This window comes from Nocardioides sp. GCM10027114, from assembly GCF_042659625.1.
GTDB lineage: Bacteria > Actinomycetota > Actinomycetes > Propionibacteriales > Nocardioidaceae > Nocardioides.
Genome location: NZ_JBHSSS010000002.1, coordinates 106,394 through 120,796 on the forward strand (window position 1 = coordinate 106,394; position 14,403 = coordinate 120,796).

The window sequence follows — 14,403 nt, forward strand, 5'->3', positions numbered from 1 at the left end:
TTTGTCCGCTGAACTGGACGCGCTGTACCAGGAGATCATCCTCGACCACTACAAGAACCCGCACCACGCGGGCCTGCGGGAGCCCTTCGAGGCCGAGGTCCACCACGTGAACCCCACGTGCGGGGACGAGGTCACCCTGCGGGTGCACCTCGAGGACGGGGTCGTCTCCGACGTGTCGTACGACGCGGTCGGCTGCTCGATCTCGCAGGCCTCCACCTCGGTGATGACCGACCTCGTCATCGGCAAGTCGGTCGAGGAGGCGATGGCGATCCACCAGTCGTTTCTCGAGGTGATGCAGGGCAAGGGGACCGTCGAGCCCGACGAGGACGTGCTCGAGGACGGCATCGCCTTCGCGGGCGTCGCCAAGTTCCCGGCCCGCGTGAAGTGCGCACTACTGTCGTGGATGGCCTGGAAGGACGCCACGACCCAAGTACTGGAGGAGAGCAGCAATGGCTGACCAGACCGAGCAGACCGGCCAGACCCCGGAGACCGCCGTCGACCACGGCGACCTGCCGGAGGTGCCGGAGGCCGGCACGGCCACCGCGCCCGTCGGCACCTCGACGGTGACCGTCGACGACGTGACCGAGGCGATGAAGGACGTCGTCGACCCCGAGCTCGGGATCAACGTCGTCGACCTCGGCCTCGTCTACGGCGTGCACCTCGACGAGGACACCAACGCCGTCATCGACATGACGCTGACCTCGGCGGCCTGCCCGCTGACCGACGTCATCCAGGACCAGACCAACTCCGCGCTGGAGGGCCTCGTCAACGACGTCGCCATCAACTGGGTCTGGATGCCGCCGTGGGGCCCGGACAAGATCACCGAGGACGGTCGCGAGCAGCTGCGGGCGCTCGGCTTCAACGTCTGAGCCGATGGCTGACCGGACGCTCGGCCTCGCCGACCACCTGGCGGACTACGTCCGCCGGGTCGGGACGCGCGAGGTCGAGGTCCTCGCCCGGCTGCGCGGGGAGACCGCCGCGCTGCCGCAGCACCGGATGCAGGTCGCGCCCGAGCAGGGCGCGTTCCTCGCGCTGCTGGTCGAGCTCACCGGCGCCCGGCGCTGCCTCGAGGTCGGGACGTTCACCGGCTACTCCTCGCTGGCCGTCGCCCTGGCGCTGCCCGACGACGGCCGGATCGTCTGCTGCGACGTCTCGGAGGAGTGGACCTCGGTCGCCCGGCGCCACTGGGAGGCGGCCGGTGTCGCGGACAAGGTCGACCTGCGGATCGGCCCCGCGGCTGAGACCCTCGACGCGCTGATCGCCGACGGCGAGTCCGCGTCGTACGACTTCGCGTTCGTCGACGCCGACAAGACCGGGTACGACGGCTACTACGAACGGCTGCTGCGCCTCGTCCGCCCCGGCGGCCTCATCGCGATCGACAACGTCCTGTGGGGCGGCAAGGTCGCCGACCCTTCCGTGGACGACACGGACACGGCCGCGCTGCGAGCGCTCAACGAGAAGCTCGCCGCCGACGAGCGGGTCTCGCTCGTGATGCTGCCGATCGCCGACGGGGTGACGCTCGCGCGGGTGCGGTGAGCGTGGGAGGGTGTCGGCCGTGCTGACCACGGCCTGGCCCCTCTTCGGGCTGACGATCGAGACTCCTCGCCTGACGCTCCGACTGGCCCGCGACCACGAGATCGCGGAGCTCAGCGAGGTGGCCGCCGCGGGCGTCCACGAGCCGCACGAACGGCCGTTCCTGACGCCATGGGCGGAGGGCAGCCCGGAGGACCGCGCCCGCTGGGTGATGCAGGGACACTGGGACGCCCTCGGCGCCTGGGAGACCGAGCAGTGGCGCCTCGCCCTCGCCGTCTTCCACCGTGACCGTCCCGTGGGACTCGTCTCCCTGCGTGCCCGGCAGTTCCCGGTGGTCCGCGAGGTGACGACCACCTCCTGGCTCGGGCTCCCGCACCACGGCCAGGGCCTCGGGACCGAGGCGCGTGCCGGCGTGCTGACCCTGGCCTTCGACCACCTCGGCGCGGAGTCGGCGGTGACCGAGGTGTTCCCGGACAACCACGCCTCGCAGGGCGTCTCCCGCAAGCTCGGCTACGAGCGCGACGGCATCTCGCGGGATGCGCGTGGGGACGAGGTCCTCGTGTCGGACCGGCTCCGCCTCACCCGTGAGCGGTGGCGGTCCCTGGCCCCCGAGCGGCCGCCGGTGTCGGTCCTGGGCTTCGAGGCGAGCCGCACCCTCTTCGGCGTCTGACTCGGCTCTGTCCCCAGACCGACCCGGACTGTTCGGACCATGGCCCATCGCTCACCCGCCTGACAACGTGGGAACGGACGACCGACCACGGAGAGGGTGGCGAGGATGGACAGGCAGGTCATCGCTGACGGGCCGTTCAAGGCGATCATTCCCGACGGGGTGCGCGTGGGGGACGTGATCCACCTGTCCGGGGCGGTGAGCGTCGACGACGAGGGCAACCCGGTCCACGCGGGCGACTTCATGAAGCAGAACCAGCGCGCCTACGAGAACATCCGAAAGGTGCTGGCGGGCTTCGGCGCCGACCTGGACAACGTCGTCAAGGAGACGGTCTTCGTCACGGACATGTCCATGCCGGCGGGCAGCGCGGACGCTCCCTGGGAGGCGTACGCCGCCATGCGGGACGAGGTGTACGGCGGCCGTGGCAACGAGGTTGCGCAGTCACTGATCCAGTGCGCGGGCCTGGTGATGCCGGAGCTGCTGGTGGAGATCGAGGTGACGGCCCACCTCTGACCTGTGGCGTCGGCTACTTGTCAGCCGGAACCACGCAGCTCGCCGTGACGGGTGCGCCCTCGCAGCACGGACGGATGTAGCCGCACCGGTCGCACCGCGAGTGGGAGGTCTCCCAGCGCATCCGCGCGCCGCAGTTGTCGCAGTCCATGTCGTCCATGACCCCCGATGCTGTCACGCCGGCTGCGCCTCCGGTCGGTGCCGCGCGGGAAGCCGGTCGAGGTGGTGGTCGAGCATCAGCCTCGACAGCGAGTAGTCGAGGGCGTCGTCGGACAGCAGCCCCGACCCGAGGTCCTCGGGGAGGTGGTGGGTTCCGCGGTGGTCGACCAGCCGGTAGTGGCCGTGGGGTGTTCGCCAGACGTACTCGCCCGGCCCGAGTTGTCGGCACTTGTAGGGCAGGTGGGTCTTGGTGCGGTGGCTGCGGCGGCTCAGTGGCTGGGAGTTGTGGGTGCCGGTCTGTCCGGCTGGGCCCCGCGCCCGGAACTCTGTCGGGTGGTCGAAGTCGACGGAGTGGCGGCGGCCACCGGTGGCGTGGGGGAACCGGTCGCCCGGGCTGGTCAGCCAGACCCGGTCCTTGAGGAACTCGGGGTGCTCGTAGCTGGTCACCGCCACCCGGTCGTTCAGGTCGAGGACCGGAAGGACGGTGACGCGGTCGTGCCCGAGCAGGTCCGCGACCTGCTTTGCGAGCAGCGGCTCGAGGCCCTCGCAGCGGGCGGTCGCACCGGCCGGACCCTCGAGCGCAGCCTGGTGGAGGTGGACGTGGAGGACCGCGCGCGGCCGCAGCCGGTCACGGGTCGGGCCGTCCATCGCCTGCAGCGTCGCGAGCAGCTCGCGGTCGTCGTCGCCGAGGTCCTCGCCGTTCTCCAGCAGGAGCCGCAGGACGTCGAGCGGCCGGGCCAGCCAGCCGAGCGCGATCGAGCGCCGCTCGTCCTTGCCGGCCTCGGGGTGCTGCGTGGTGAGCAAATCCGCGACCCGGTCGACCATGGCGTCGAGTCGTGCGGCATCCCCCAGGGACATCCGCGCGACGAGGCAACGGTGGCCCAGCCCGTCGGAGCGGGTGAGGCCTGCGAACCGACGGTGCTTCTGCTCCGCCACACGGTCGGAGTGTGCCTGCGGGTCGGCCTCGATGACCTTGGCGTCCACGACGTCGAAGACCCGCGACGGGGACTCCGTCGCGAGGACGTCGGCCACCGCGGCGTCGACCAGCGGCATGGCGTCGCGGGGGAGTGCGCGCGTCCTGACGGCGACCCGGCGAGCGACCCAGGCGTCGACCTGGAGCTCCTCGACCAGCCGCCAGCAGGTCGGGAGCCGGTGCTGCAGGTCGAGCACGTCGGCCATGGTGGCGCGCAGGGAGAGGACGTGGACCTCGCGCACGATTGCGAGCTCGGCGAGGCAGAGCTCCCGCACCCGCGGCGTGCCCTCGCCGCCGACGTCGACCAGGCGGTCCTCACCGCACCACACCCGCCGGCTGTCCCGGCCGCCGCGTGGGTCGGTGGAGTGGAGGGCGGCCCAGTGGGAGACGACCCGCAGGTCGGCGAGCTCGGCCCGGCGCCGCTCGAGCACCAGCTCCTCCGCGAGGGCCAGCGTGGCCGCCGCGTCGAGGGAGTCGATGGTCCCGAGATCCATGCCTGATTGTATCGAACAAATGTTCGAGTAGGCAAGAGGTTGCCGACCAGTATGTGGGAGACATGACCTCCCCTCAGCGGGCGTGTCCCCCCGAGGCTGACCGACGAGCAGTGGGAGCTGCCGGAGCCGGTGCTCAACACGCCGGGTGTTCGGGCGGGGCGCGGGTTATCTTCGAGCCGCCCATAGTGAACGAAGGGGTCTGAGTGGACCGCACGAGCGTCGTCTCGCTGAGAGACGTTGACCTGTTCGTCCGAGAGATGGGTCCCGACGGTGTCGAGCCGCCATTGGTGGTCATCCACGGAGGACCGGATTGGGACCACACCTACCTTCTGCCGGGCCTCACTCCCGTTTCCCAGCATCGTCGCGTCGTCATGTTCGACATGCGCGGCTGCGGGCAGAGCACTCGCGGTCTCGGCCCGGATGGCTACCAGCCCGAGTTCGTTGTCGAGGATCTCGCGCAGCTGATCCAAGCCCTCGGGTACGACAGCGTTGACCTTCTCGGTTTTTCCACCGGCGGGCAGGTGGCTCAGTTGTTCGTCGAGGCGCACCCCGACATCGTTCGCCGGCTGGTCCTGGCGTCCACCACCGCGTACTCCAGCGTGGACAGCTACCTGGCCGGGTGGCCGGACTACGAGCGCAGGCTGGAAATCGAGGTCGAGCGCCCGGCCTGGGCTCGTTGCCGGTCGGACGAGCACGACCAATACGTCCGTGGAACCGTGCAATGGGCGCTGGAAGGGGCTCCGACTGCGATCTGGGACCTCGACCGCCTGTCCGAGTACCTGCAGCTGCTCGGAAGGGTGTCCTTCTCAGGCGAATGGCTCCGTCCGTTCCGCGAAGGCCGCCTACACGCATGGCGGCCCGCCGACCCTGAGCAGGTTCTTCGTGACTTCGCCGGCCCGATCCTCATCCTCCACGGCGCCCAAGACATGGGGTTTCCCGTATAAGTAGCGCGACGACTTCATGACGCCGTCCCAACGGCATCATTGGGGGTCATCGACCGTGCGGGTCACATGGCGCACTTCGATCGACCAGAGCCATGGTCGTCCGCAGTGCTTGACTTCCTCGACTCGTGAGGACCCGTGCCTCGCCCCGTCCGCGCGAACTCATTGCCCCGAGGCGCCGCCGCGAACGCCTGGACAGGGAAACACCCAGTTGGTCCAGAAGCACCTCCCGCGCTGGTGACCAGTTGTCCGAGTAGGGTCCGCGCATGGTCGGCTCGGGCTCCACCTCACGCAAGGCAGTCAAGGTGCTCCTCCTCGACCCGGACGACCGGGTTCTGCTGCTCAGCGGTCGCGAGGACGAACACAGTGACCCGTTCTGGTTCCCAGTCGGCGGAGGCATCGAGCCCGGGGAGGACGCGGCGACTGCCGCGCGGCGTGAGGTGGCGGAGGAGACGGGCCTCGGGGACCTGCGACTCGGTCAGGAGGTCTGGACCCGGCGGTCGACGTACGCGTGGCGGGGTGAGTCCAGGGTTGTCGAGGAGCGCTGGTTCGTGGCGCGGACCGAGAGGTTCGAGCCCTCGGGAGAGGCGATGACGCCAGACGAGCGCGGCTACGTCACCGGCTTCCGTTGGTGGACCGTTGCCGATCTGGCCGCCAGCTCGGCGAGCGTGTTCCCAGCCGACCTCGCCTCGCGCCTGGGCGACCTGCTGCTCCGCGGTGTGCCCTCGGCGCCCATCGACATCTCCTCGGGGAAGGTGTCCACGTGATCATCTGGATCAACGGCACCCACGGCGCCGGCAAGACGACGACCAGCGCACTCGTGCAGCAGCTCATCCCGGAATCCCGGGTGCTGGACGCCGAGAAGGTGGGCGAGACGCTCATGGACGTCGAGCCGGGACTTCCGGAGCTGGGCAACTTCCAGCACTGGCCCCCGTGGCGGCCGCTCGTGGTCGAGACCGCCCGCCGTGTGCTCGACTACACGGGCGGCACGCTCGTCATGCCGATGACGGTCCTGGTCGAGCAGTACTGGCGCGAGATCAGCGAGGGGCTCGCCGGCCACGGCATCCCGGTCCGCCACTTCGTCCTGCACGCTGACCAGGAGACCCTGCGCCGGCGCATCCAGGAGGACGCCGTCCTCGGCCCGTCGACGTTCCGGTTCGCTCATCTCGAGCCGTACGCCGAGGCGTCGCGCACCTGGCTGCACGACGAGGCCGAGGTCGTCGACACCACCGACCTCACGCCCGCCCAGGCGGCCGCACACATCGCGGACGCTGTCGCGGGCTGAGGCGGCTCAGCGCTTGCGCTGCTGCTTGAGCTTGTCCACGGTAGAGCGGATCTTCGCCTGGTTGTGCGGCTTGCGGGCCTCGTCGTAGACCTTCTTGGCGATGCCGGCCATGGCGGCCATCCTCAGGAGCTTCATCCCTGAGGTCTATCACGACTGCATCCCGGCGAAGGCCCTCCGTAGGGTGACCGCATGGCCCACGTCCACGTCCCCGCCGAACGCTTCGAGCGCTGGGTGCAGAACTTCCAGGGCCGCCACGGGGTGACCGCGCTCGCGGTCGTCGACGGCGCGCTGACGGGGGCGGCGAGTGACGGCTCGACGTTCGCGGCGCACCTCCCGTTCGGCACGTCGTACGCCGGTCTGCCGGACGTGGGCGCCTTCGCCCACGACGTCGAACCGCCCGCCACCTGGGGCGTGCTGCTGGTGCGCAAGGGCGGGTTCGCGGTGGCCCGGCTCGAGGGCGGCAGGACAGTGGAGTCGAAGGTGGGGCAGCGCCACGTGCAGGGCCGCACCAAGGCGGGCGGGCAGAGCCAGCAGCGGTTCGCCCGGCGGCGGGCCAACCAGGCGCGGCAGGCGTACGAGGCGGCGGCGGAGCACGCCGTGCGCATCCTGGGCGGGGTCACTCCCGTCGCCGTCGGCGGCGACCACACCGCCGTCGACGAGGTGCTGGCGGACCCGCGTCTCGGCCACGTGCAGCGGCTCGAGCCGTGGCTGACGGTGCCCGACCCGAGGCGGGGCGTGCTCGAGGACGCCGTCGCCCTGGCGCAGTCGATCCGCGTCGAGGTCCACAACGCCGACACCCCGCCCGCCTAGAGTCGAAGGCGTGAGCGAGGAGACCGCCCATACCGAGAGCCCGACCGAGAGCTCGATCGAGAACCCCGTCGAGATCCGGGGCCTGGTCAAGACGTTCGGGGCCACCCGGGCGCTCGACGGGCTCGACCTCACGGTGCGCCGAGGCGAGATCCACGGGTTCCTCGGCCCCAACGGCGCCGGCAAGTCGACGACCATCCGGGTGCTGCTCGGGCTGCTGCGCAAGGACTCCGGCGAGGTTCGGCTCTTCGGTGGCGACCCCTGGCACGACGCGGCGGAGCTCCACAGGCGGGTGGCCTACGTGCCGGGCGATGTGAACCTGTGGCCCAACCTCACCGGCGGCGAGGCGATCGACCTGCTGGGTCGGCTGCGCGGCGGCCTCGACGAGCAGCGCCGCGCCGAGCTGGTCGAGCGGTTCGAGCTCGACCCGACCAAGAAGGGCCGCAGCTACTCCAAGGGCAACCGGCAGAAGGTCGCGCTCGTCGCGGCGCTCTCCTCCGACGTCGAGCTGCTGCTGCTCGACGAGCCCACCTCGGGCCTCGACCCGCTCATGGACGCCGTCTTCCGGGAGTACGTCGACACGTTCCGCGACGAGGGCCACTCCGTGCTGCTGAGCAGCCACATCCTCGCGGAGGTGGAGCACCTCTGCGACCGGGTGAGCATCATCCGCAACGGCGTCACGGTCGAGTCCGGGACGCTCGGCGAGCTGCGCCACCTCACCCGCACCCTGATCGCCGCCGACCTGCGCACCACGCCCCACGGGCTGTCCGCGCTGCCCGGCGTCCACGACGTCGAGGTCGACGGCACCCGGGTCCGGCTCCAGGTGGACACCAACTCCCTCGACCCCGTCCTCGACGCCCTGCAGGCGGCGGGGGTGCTCTCGCTGACCAGCCAGCCGCCGACGCTGGAGGAGCTGTTCATGCGCCACTACGGCGACCGGGTGCCGGCCGCGCCGCCGGCGGAGGAGCCGTGACCGGCAGCGGGATCCTGCTCGGCGCCTTCCTGCGCCGCGACCGGCTGATGGTCCTGCTGTGGTCCGTCGGCGGGATGTTCCTGTACTGGACGCAGGCGTTCAGCGTGGACGGCCTCTACGCGACGCAGGCCGAGTTCGACCGCGCCGCCGCGAGCATGGAGGGCAACGCCGCGTTCATCGCGATGGCCGGGCCGCCACGTGCGCTCAACACGATCGGCGGCCAGGTCACCTGGCAGGCCACGGCGTTCGGCGCCATCCTCGCCGGGCTGATGAGCATGGTGCTGGTGGGGCGCCACACCCGCGCCGAGGAGGAGAGCGGCCGCGACGAGCTCGTGCGCGCGGCCGCCATCGACCGCCGCGCGCCGATGACCGCGGCGGTCGTGGTCGCCCTGCTGGCCAACGTCCTGCTCGGGCTGCTCGTGGCCGCCAGCCTCGTCGCCTACCCGCTCGCGGTCGCCGACTCCGTCGCCCTCGGCGTGGGGCTGATGCTGTGTGGCTGGCTGTTCACCGGGGTGGCGCTGGTCGCCGCGCAGCTCACCGCGACCACCCGGTCGATGTACGGCATCACCGGCGCCGTCATCGGCGTCGCATACGTGCTGCGGGCGGTCGGCGACGTCGGACCCACGGCCCTCAGCTGGCTCTCGCCGATCGGCTGGTACCAGGCCATGCACGCGTTCTCCGGGCTCCGCTGGTGGCCGGCGCTGCTCCTCGTGGCGGCCGCGGCGGTGACCTTCGTGGCGGCGTACGCCGTCTTCGAGCGGCGCGACTCCGGCTCGGGCGTCCTCGCCGCCCGGCCCGGCCCGGACAGGGCGGGCCGGGGCCTGCGCAGCGCCGTGGGCCTGGCCTGGACCCTCCACCGCGGGGCCGTCATCGGCTGGACGGTCGGGCTGGGGCTCACCGGCCTGTCCTACGGCGCCATCGGTGACGAGGTCGAGGAGCTGATGGGGGACGCGGGCGCCTCCGAGATGTTCGCGCAGGGCGGCGGGTCGCTGGTCGACGGCTTCTACGCCACCGCCGCGGTGATGCTGGCGCTGCTCGCCTCGGGCTACGCCATCTCCTCGGCCCTCCGCCCGCGCGCCGAGGAGGACGCCGGCCGTGTCGAGGCGCTGCTGGCGACGGCGCTGCCGCGTCGCCGCTGGCTGCTCGGGCACGTCGCCGTCACCGTCGGCGGCGTGGTGGCGGTGCTGCTGGCCGCGGGTGTCGGCCTGGCCCTCGGCTACGCACTGGTCACCGGCGACCCCGCCGCGGGCGCGCGCCGCGCGCCGCCGGTCCTGCTGTACGTCGTGCCGGTCCTCGTCCTCAGCGGCGTGGCGCGCCTGCTGGTCGGGATCTCGCCCCGTCTCGGCACGCTGGCGTGGCTGCCGCTGGTCCTCGCGGTCGTCGTCCTGCTGTTCGGGGAGGTGTTCCGGCTGCCGCAGTGGTTCCAGGACCTGTCGCCGTTCGAGCACGTCCCGCTGGTGCCGGTCGAGGACTTCCGGTGGCAGCCCCTCGCCGCGCTGGGCGCCGTCGCCCTGGCGCTGAGTGCCGCGGGCCAGGCGGCGTTCGCCCGACGCGACGTGAGCTGACGGCCGCCGACGACCGCCGAGGTCCACAAGATCCGGGCCCCGCTCTGCCACGATGTGGTCATGTGGCAGCCCGAGCCCGGGTGGCACCCCCTGCCCGGCGGGACCTCGCTCTCGTCGGTGGGCGTCTGGCGCACCGAGGTCGACGGCCGGCCGGTCGTCGTCAAGCGGTTCCGCGCCCCGGGGGAGCACGACCCGGCGGAGCTGAGCGACCCGCACCACTTCGCGTGGTGGCGCCGCGAGGTCGAGGTCGCCCGGACCAAGGCCGTCGTCGCGACGCCGGGCCTGCGCGGGCCGCTCGAGGCGCGCGTCGAGGAGGACGTCGACGGCGCCACGCTCATCAGGGACTGGATCGAGGACGGCGCGGTCTCCGGGCTGTTCGCCGCCCACGCCATGGGCCGGTTCGCCGGGGCCGAGCTCGGGGACGTGCCCTGGCTGGCGCGCGACCAGCTGCGCGACCGGCTCGCCCGGGTGGCGCGACGCGGTGGCTGGGAGACGCTCGCGCGTACGACGGTCGCGGACGTCGCGGACCACCTCTGGCGCCACCGCGAGAGCCACCTCGACGCGCTCGACGGGATCCCGCAGGTGGCGCAGCACGGCGACCCGGTCCCGGGGAACCTCCCCGGCCGCGAGGGCGACGAGCTGGTCGCGGTCGACTGGGGGATGCTCGGCACCGGCCCCGTGGGCGCCGACCTCGGCTACTACCTGCTGTCGGCGCGCGAGGGGTTCGAGCCGCTCGTCGAGGCGTACCTGCTGGGCCTGCCGGACGGGCTGGCCGAGCCCGAGGAGGTCGTCCTCGGCGCCCGGGTCACCGCCGTCTACACCGTGCTGACACGTGCCGACTGGGCGCTGGCCCGGGTCGCGACCGGCGAGGGCGCGCTCGCCGCGAAGTACCGCCACCCCGCCGTCGCGCCGTACCTCCGGGCGCTGCAGCGGCAGTTCCCGCAGATCGAGGCCCTGGTCGGCTGAGGGGCCGCGGACCGGTCAGAGCGACGACGCGGCGAAGGTGTCGCAGTCCTCGAAGCTTCCGTTCTCGTAGCCGACGAGGAACCACCGCACCCGCTGCTCGGACGAGCCGTGGGTCCAGCCGTCGGGGTCGACCCGGCCGCCGCTGCGCTGCTGGATGCGGTCGTCGCCGACCGCCTTCGCCGCACCGACGGCCTCCTCGATGTCCTCGCGGGTGAGCTCGGTGAAGAGCGGCTCGCCGCCCGCGTCGTCGGTCGAGCTCGCGGCGCCGGCCCACATCCCGGCGTAGCAGTCGGCCTGGAGCTCGAGCCGGACCGCGTCGCTCTCCGGACCCTGCTGGGTGCGGACCCGGCCCAGCGCGCCGGTGAGGTTCTGCAGGTGGTGGCCCATCTCGTGGGCGAGCACGTAGGGCTCGACGAAGTCGCCGTCCCCGCCGCCGAGCTGCCGGTCGAGCACCTCGTCGAAGAAGGTCGTGTCGAGGTAGATCGTGCGGTCCGCCGGGCAGTAGAACGGGCCGGTCGCCGATGTGGCGGGCCCGCAGCCGGTGTCGACCGACCCGTCGAAGGTGACGAGGTCGCGCTGCGGCCGGAACTCCACCCCGGCCTGCTCCGGCAGCGTCTCGGACCAGTAGTCGTGGAGGGAGTTCTCGACGGCCACCCGGGCGCAGTCGGCGCTCTCGTTGGCGTCGGCACCGGTCAGGCACTGCTCGTAGCGGCCGTCGTCGGCGGACCCGCCGCCACCGCCCGTGTCGCCGCCGCCGAGCTGGGTCAGCAGCAGGAAGGCGATGACCACGACGACCAGGCCGATGCCGCCTCCTGCGGCGGCTCCGCCGGGCACCGGCAGCCGGGTCCCGCCGCCTCCGAGACCGCCGCCGCCACCGCCACCGCGGCTGCGGTGGGAGACCCGACGGGTGTCGAGCCGGGCCTTGGGGTTGAAGCGCATCGGGTGCCTCCCGGACAGTCCTCGCCGGACCCCCGGGGTGGGGCCGACTCCCAGAGGAATACCCGCCCGACGGCGGCACTACACTGGCGACCCTCATGATCACCGCCCAGCACCTGGAGGTCCGTGCCGGGGCCCGCCTCCTCATGGAGGACGTCAGCTTCCGGGTGGCCGCCGGCGACAAGGTCGGACTCGTCGGCCGCAACGGCGCCGGCAAGACCACCCTCACCAAGATCCTGGCCGGCGAGGCGCTGCCCGCGTCGGGCACCGTCACCGCCGCCGGCCCCGTCGGCTATCTCCCTCAGGACCCCCGCACCGGCGACCCCGAGGTCCTGGCGCGCGACCGGATCCTGTCCGCGCGCGGCCTCGACGACGTCGTACGCCGGCTCCGCGAGGCTGAGGCCCAGATGGGCAGCGACGACCCCAACGTCCGGGAGAAGGCGATGCGGCGGTACTCCCGTGCCGACGCCGAGCTCCACGCCGGCGGCGGCTACGCGGCCGAGTCCGAGGCGGCGACGATCGCGAGCAGCCTCGGCATCGAGGACCGGATCCTCGGCCAGCCGCTGCGCACCCTGTCCGGCGGCCAGCGGCGCCGGGTCGAGCTGGCCCGGATCCTGTTCTCGGGCGCCGACACGCTGCTGCTCGACGAGCCCACCAACCACCTCGACGCCGACTCCATCGTGTGGTTGCGCGAGTTCCTCAGGGCCCACAAGGGCGGGCTCATCGTGATCAGCCACGACACCGGGCTGCTCGAGGCGACGGTCAACAAGGTGCTCCACCTCGACGCCAACCGCGCCGAGATCGACGTCTACAACATGGGCTGGAAGGCCTACCTCCAGCAGCGCGAGACCGACGAGAAGCGCCGCAAGCGGGAGCGCGTCAACGCGGAGAACAAGGCGAAGACGCTCACCGACCAGGCCAACAAGATGCGCGCCAAGGCCACCAAGGCCCAGGCCGCGCAGTCGATGCTCAAGCGCGCCGAGAAGCTGATGGCCGGTGTCGAGGCCGAGCGGCAGTCGGACCGCGTCGCACGGATCGCGTTCCCCAAGCCCGCGCCGTGCGGGAAGACGCCGCTCACCGCCTCGGAGCTGTCGAAGTCCTACGGCTCGCTGGAGGTCTTCACCGACGTCGACCTCGCGATCGACCGCGGCTCGCGGGTGGTCATCCTCGGCCTCAACGGTGCCGGCAAGACCACGCTGCTGCGGATCCTGGCGGGCGTCGACCAGCCCGACACCGGGCAGGTCGAGGCGGGCCACGGGCTCAAGGTCGGCTACTACGCCCAGGAGCACGAGACCCTCGACACCGACCGGACCGTCCTGGAGAACCTCCAGAGCGCCGCGCCGCAGCTCACCGACACCGAGGCCCGTTCGGTGCTCGGGTCGTTCCTCTTCTCCGGCGACGACGCGCACAAGCCGGCGAAGGTGCTGTCCGGCGGCGAGAAGACCCGGCTGGCGCTGGCGACGCTGGTCGTCTCGAGCGCCAACGTGCTGCTGCTCGACGAGCCCACCAACAACCTCGACCCCGCCTCCCGCGAGGAGGTGCTGGCGGCGATCCGGTCCTACGAGGGCTCGATCGTGCTGGTCACCCACGACGAGGGGGCCGTCACCGCGCTGGAGCCGGACCGGGTGCTGATCCTGCCCGACGGCGTCGAGGACCTCTGGACCGCGGAGTACGCCGACCTGGTCTCGCTGGCCTGACCGGGTCGCTGGGCTGACCGAGTCGCTGGCCTGACCTACCCGTCGGTAACTATGCTCGGGGCATGACTCCGGAAGAGCTCGCCGCCGCAGGTCTGCGCTACGCCGTCGACGGCGCGGTCGCGACGATCACCCTCGACCGCCCCGAGGTGCGCAACGCCCAGACGCCGACCATGTGGCGCGCGCTCGCGCAGCTCGCCCGCGAGATCCCCGACGAGGTGCGGGTCGTCGTGGTCCGGGGGAGCGGCCACAGCTTCTCGGCCGGCCTCGACCGGGCGATGCTCGACCCCACCGGCGGCGGCAGCCACGAGTCGGTCGCCGACCTGCTGCGGCTGAGCGACGAGGAGATGTCGGCGACGATCGACGAGTACCAGCAGGGCTTCACGTTCCTGCGGGACCCGCGCTTCGTCTCCGTGGCCGTCGTGCAGGGCTACGCCATCGGCGCCGGCTTCCAGCTCGCCCTGTCGTGCGACCTGCGGGTGCTCGCGGACGACGCGCTGCTGTGCATGAAGGAGCCGGCCCTGGGCCTGGTGCCGGACCTGACGGGAACAAAGCCGCTGGTCGCCAGCGTTGGCTACGCCAGGGCACTGGAGATCTGCGCCACGGCACGGATGGTGACCGCCCGCGAGGCCGTCGAGATCGGCCTGGCGACGGCCGCCGTACCCGCGGCGGAGCTCGACGGCACCGTCGAGGACCTCGTCGGCGCCCTCACCGCACCCCTGGCGGGCGCGGTGCGCGAGACCAAGGCGCTGCTGCTCGACGCCTCGGACCGCTCGCTGGAGGAGCAGCGTAGGTTCGAGCGCGAGGCGCAGGTGCGGCGCTTCCGGGAGGTGGCCCGGCTGATGGCCGGGGTGGAGTAGCCGGGGTGGAGTAGCCGGGGAACGAGGAGGACGTCGTGTC

18 protein-coding genes are annotated in these 14,403 nt (G+C 72.2%); 14 read left to right on the forward strand and 4 right to left on the reverse strand.

Annotation, left to right across the window (positions count from 1 at the left end):
• The first annotated feature begins 1 nt into the window (after position 1).
• The 5 genes from sufU (at position 2) to ACFP2E_RS01045 (ending at position 2,713) form a co-directional block, all read left to right on the forward strand.
• Positions 2-457 carry a Fe-S cluster assembly sulfur transfer protein SufU gene (gene sufU, locus ACFP2E_RS01025; RefSeq protein ID WP_378521770.1) on the forward strand — a complete coding sequence of 152 codons (456 nt, stop codon included), beginning with the start codon at positions 2-4 and terminating at the stop codon, positions 455-457.
• Positions 450-869, forward strand: a complete 420-nt coding sequence (locus tag ACFP2E_RS01030; protein ID WP_378521771.1) for a metal-sulfur cluster assembly factor — start codon at positions 450-452, stop codon at positions 867-869. The genes sufU and ACFP2E_RS01030 overlap by 8 nt, the downstream gene beginning before the upstream one ends.
• Before the next feature lie 4 nt (positions 870-873).
• Positions 874-1,536: a class I SAM-dependent methyltransferase gene (locus ACFP2E_RS01035; protein ID WP_378521772.1), complete on the forward strand. Its 663-nt coding sequence runs from the start codon at positions 874-876 to the stop codon at positions 1,534-1,536.
• 19 nt (positions 1,537-1,555) lie between these two features.
• Positions 1,556-2,203: a GNAT family N-acetyltransferase gene (locus ACFP2E_RS01040; RefSeq protein ID WP_378521773.1), complete on the forward strand. Its 648-nt coding sequence runs from the start codon at positions 1,556-1,558 to the stop codon at positions 2,201-2,203.
• A gap of 105 nt (positions 2,204-2,308) precedes the next feature.
• Positions 2,309-2,713, forward strand: coding sequence for a RidA family protein (locus tag ACFP2E_RS01045; RefSeq protein ID WP_378521774.1), 405 nt, complete (start codon positions 2,309-2,311; stop codon positions 2,711-2,713).
• A gap of 13 nt (positions 2,714-2,726) precedes the next feature.
• On the opposite strand, the gene ACFP2E_RS01050 is transcribed toward ACFP2E_RS01045, so the two are convergent.
• Together ACFP2E_RS01050 and ACFP2E_RS01055 are read right to left on the reverse strand one after the other, a co-directional pair.
• Positions 2,727-2,870 carry a hypothetical protein gene (locus ACFP2E_RS01050; RefSeq protein WP_378521775.1) on the reverse strand — a complete coding sequence of 48 codons (144 nt, stop codon included), beginning with the start codon at positions 2,868-2,870 and terminating at the stop codon, positions 2,727-2,729.
• Positions 2,871-2,884: 14 nt separating this feature from the next.
• Positions 2,885-4,336 (reverse strand): hypothetical protein, encoded by a 1,452-nt coding sequence (locus tag ACFP2E_RS01055; RefSeq protein ID WP_378521776.1) that lies wholly within the window; start codon positions 4,334-4,336, stop codon positions 2,885-2,887.
• Between the two features lie 203 nt (positions 4,337-4,539).
• On the opposite strand from ACFP2E_RS01055, the gene ACFP2E_RS01060 reads away from it, so the two are divergent.
• From ACFP2E_RS01060 to ACFP2E_RS01070, 3 genes are all read left to right on the forward strand, one after another.
• Complete coding sequence (locus ACFP2E_RS01060; RefSeq protein ID WP_378521777.1) at positions 4,540-5,280, forward strand: alpha/beta hydrolase; 741 nt, start codon at positions 4,540-4,542, stop codon at positions 5,278-5,280.
• 263 nt (positions 5,281-5,543) lie between these two features.
• Positions 5,544-6,044 (forward strand): NUDIX hydrolase, encoded by a 501-nt coding sequence (locus ACFP2E_RS01065; protein WP_378521778.1) that lies wholly within the window; start codon positions 5,544-5,546, stop codon positions 6,042-6,044.
• Positions 6,041-6,562 carry an AAA family ATPase gene (locus tag ACFP2E_RS01070; RefSeq protein ID WP_378521779.1) on the forward strand — a complete coding sequence of 174 codons (522 nt, stop codon included), beginning with the start codon at positions 6,041-6,043 and terminating at the stop codon, positions 6,560-6,562. The genes ACFP2E_RS01065 and ACFP2E_RS01070 overlap by 4 nt, the downstream gene beginning before the upstream one ends.
• Positions 6,563-6,568: 6 nt before the next feature.
• Here ACFP2E_RS01070 and ACFP2E_RS01075 read toward each other — a convergent pair whose 3' ends face one another.
• Positions 6,569-6,697: a hypothetical protein gene (locus ACFP2E_RS01075; RefSeq protein ID WP_378521780.1), complete on the reverse strand. Its 129-nt coding sequence runs from the start codon at positions 6,695-6,697 to the stop codon at positions 6,569-6,571.
• 54 nt (positions 6,698-6,751) lie between these two features.
• On the opposite strand from ACFP2E_RS01075, the gene ACFP2E_RS01080 reads away from it, so the two are divergent.
• Genes ACFP2E_RS01080 through ACFP2E_RS01095 form a run of 4 tightly spaced genes read left to right on the forward strand, consistent with a single transcriptional unit; the run spans position 6,752 to position 10,873 of the window.
• Positions 6,752-7,372: an acVLRF1 family peptidyl-tRNA hydrolase gene (locus ACFP2E_RS01080; RefSeq protein WP_378521781.1), complete on the forward strand. Its 621-nt coding sequence runs from the start codon at positions 6,752-6,754 to the stop codon at positions 7,370-7,372.
• A gap of 55 nt (positions 7,373-7,427) precedes the next feature.
• The gene (locus ACFP2E_RS01085) at positions 7,428-8,342 is read left to right on the forward strand and encodes an ATP-binding cassette domain-containing protein (protein ID WP_378521999.1); all 915 of its coding nucleotides are present in this window, start codon (positions 7,428-7,430) and stop codon (positions 8,340-8,342) included.
• Positions 8,339-9,907, forward strand: coding sequence for an ABC transporter permease (locus tag ACFP2E_RS01090; protein ID WP_378521782.1), 1,569 nt, complete (start codon positions 8,339-8,341; stop codon positions 9,905-9,907). The genes ACFP2E_RS01085 and ACFP2E_RS01090 overlap by 4 nt, the downstream gene beginning before the upstream one ends.
• A gap of 60 nt (positions 9,908-9,967) precedes the next feature.
• The gene (locus ACFP2E_RS01095; RefSeq protein ID WP_378521783.1) at positions 9,968-10,873 is read left to right on the forward strand and encodes an aminoglycoside phosphotransferase family protein; all 906 of its coding nucleotides are present in this window, start codon (positions 9,968-9,970) and stop codon (positions 10,871-10,873) included.
• 15 nt (positions 10,874-10,888) lie between these two features.
• On the opposite strand, the gene ACFP2E_RS01100 is transcribed toward ACFP2E_RS01095, so the two are convergent.
• Positions 10,889-11,812, reverse strand: a complete 924-nt coding sequence (locus ACFP2E_RS01100; protein ID WP_378521784.1) for a neutral zinc metallopeptidase — start codon at positions 11,810-11,812, stop codon at positions 10,889-10,891.
• 95 nt (positions 11,813-11,907) lie between these two features.
• Between ACFP2E_RS01100 and ACFP2E_RS01105 the strand changes: the two genes are divergently transcribed.
• Entirely contained in the window at positions 11,908-13,506 is a 1,599-nt protein-coding gene (locus ACFP2E_RS01105; RefSeq protein WP_378521785.1) for an ABC-F family ATP-binding cassette domain-containing protein, read from the forward strand.
• A 62-nt stretch (positions 13,507-13,568) separates the two neighbouring features.
• Positions 13,569-14,363: an enoyl-CoA hydratase/isomerase family protein gene (locus tag ACFP2E_RS01110; protein ID WP_378521786.1), complete on the forward strand. Its 795-nt coding sequence runs from the start codon at positions 13,569-13,571 to the stop codon at positions 14,361-14,363.
• Positions 14,364-14,403: the final 40 nt, after the last annotated feature.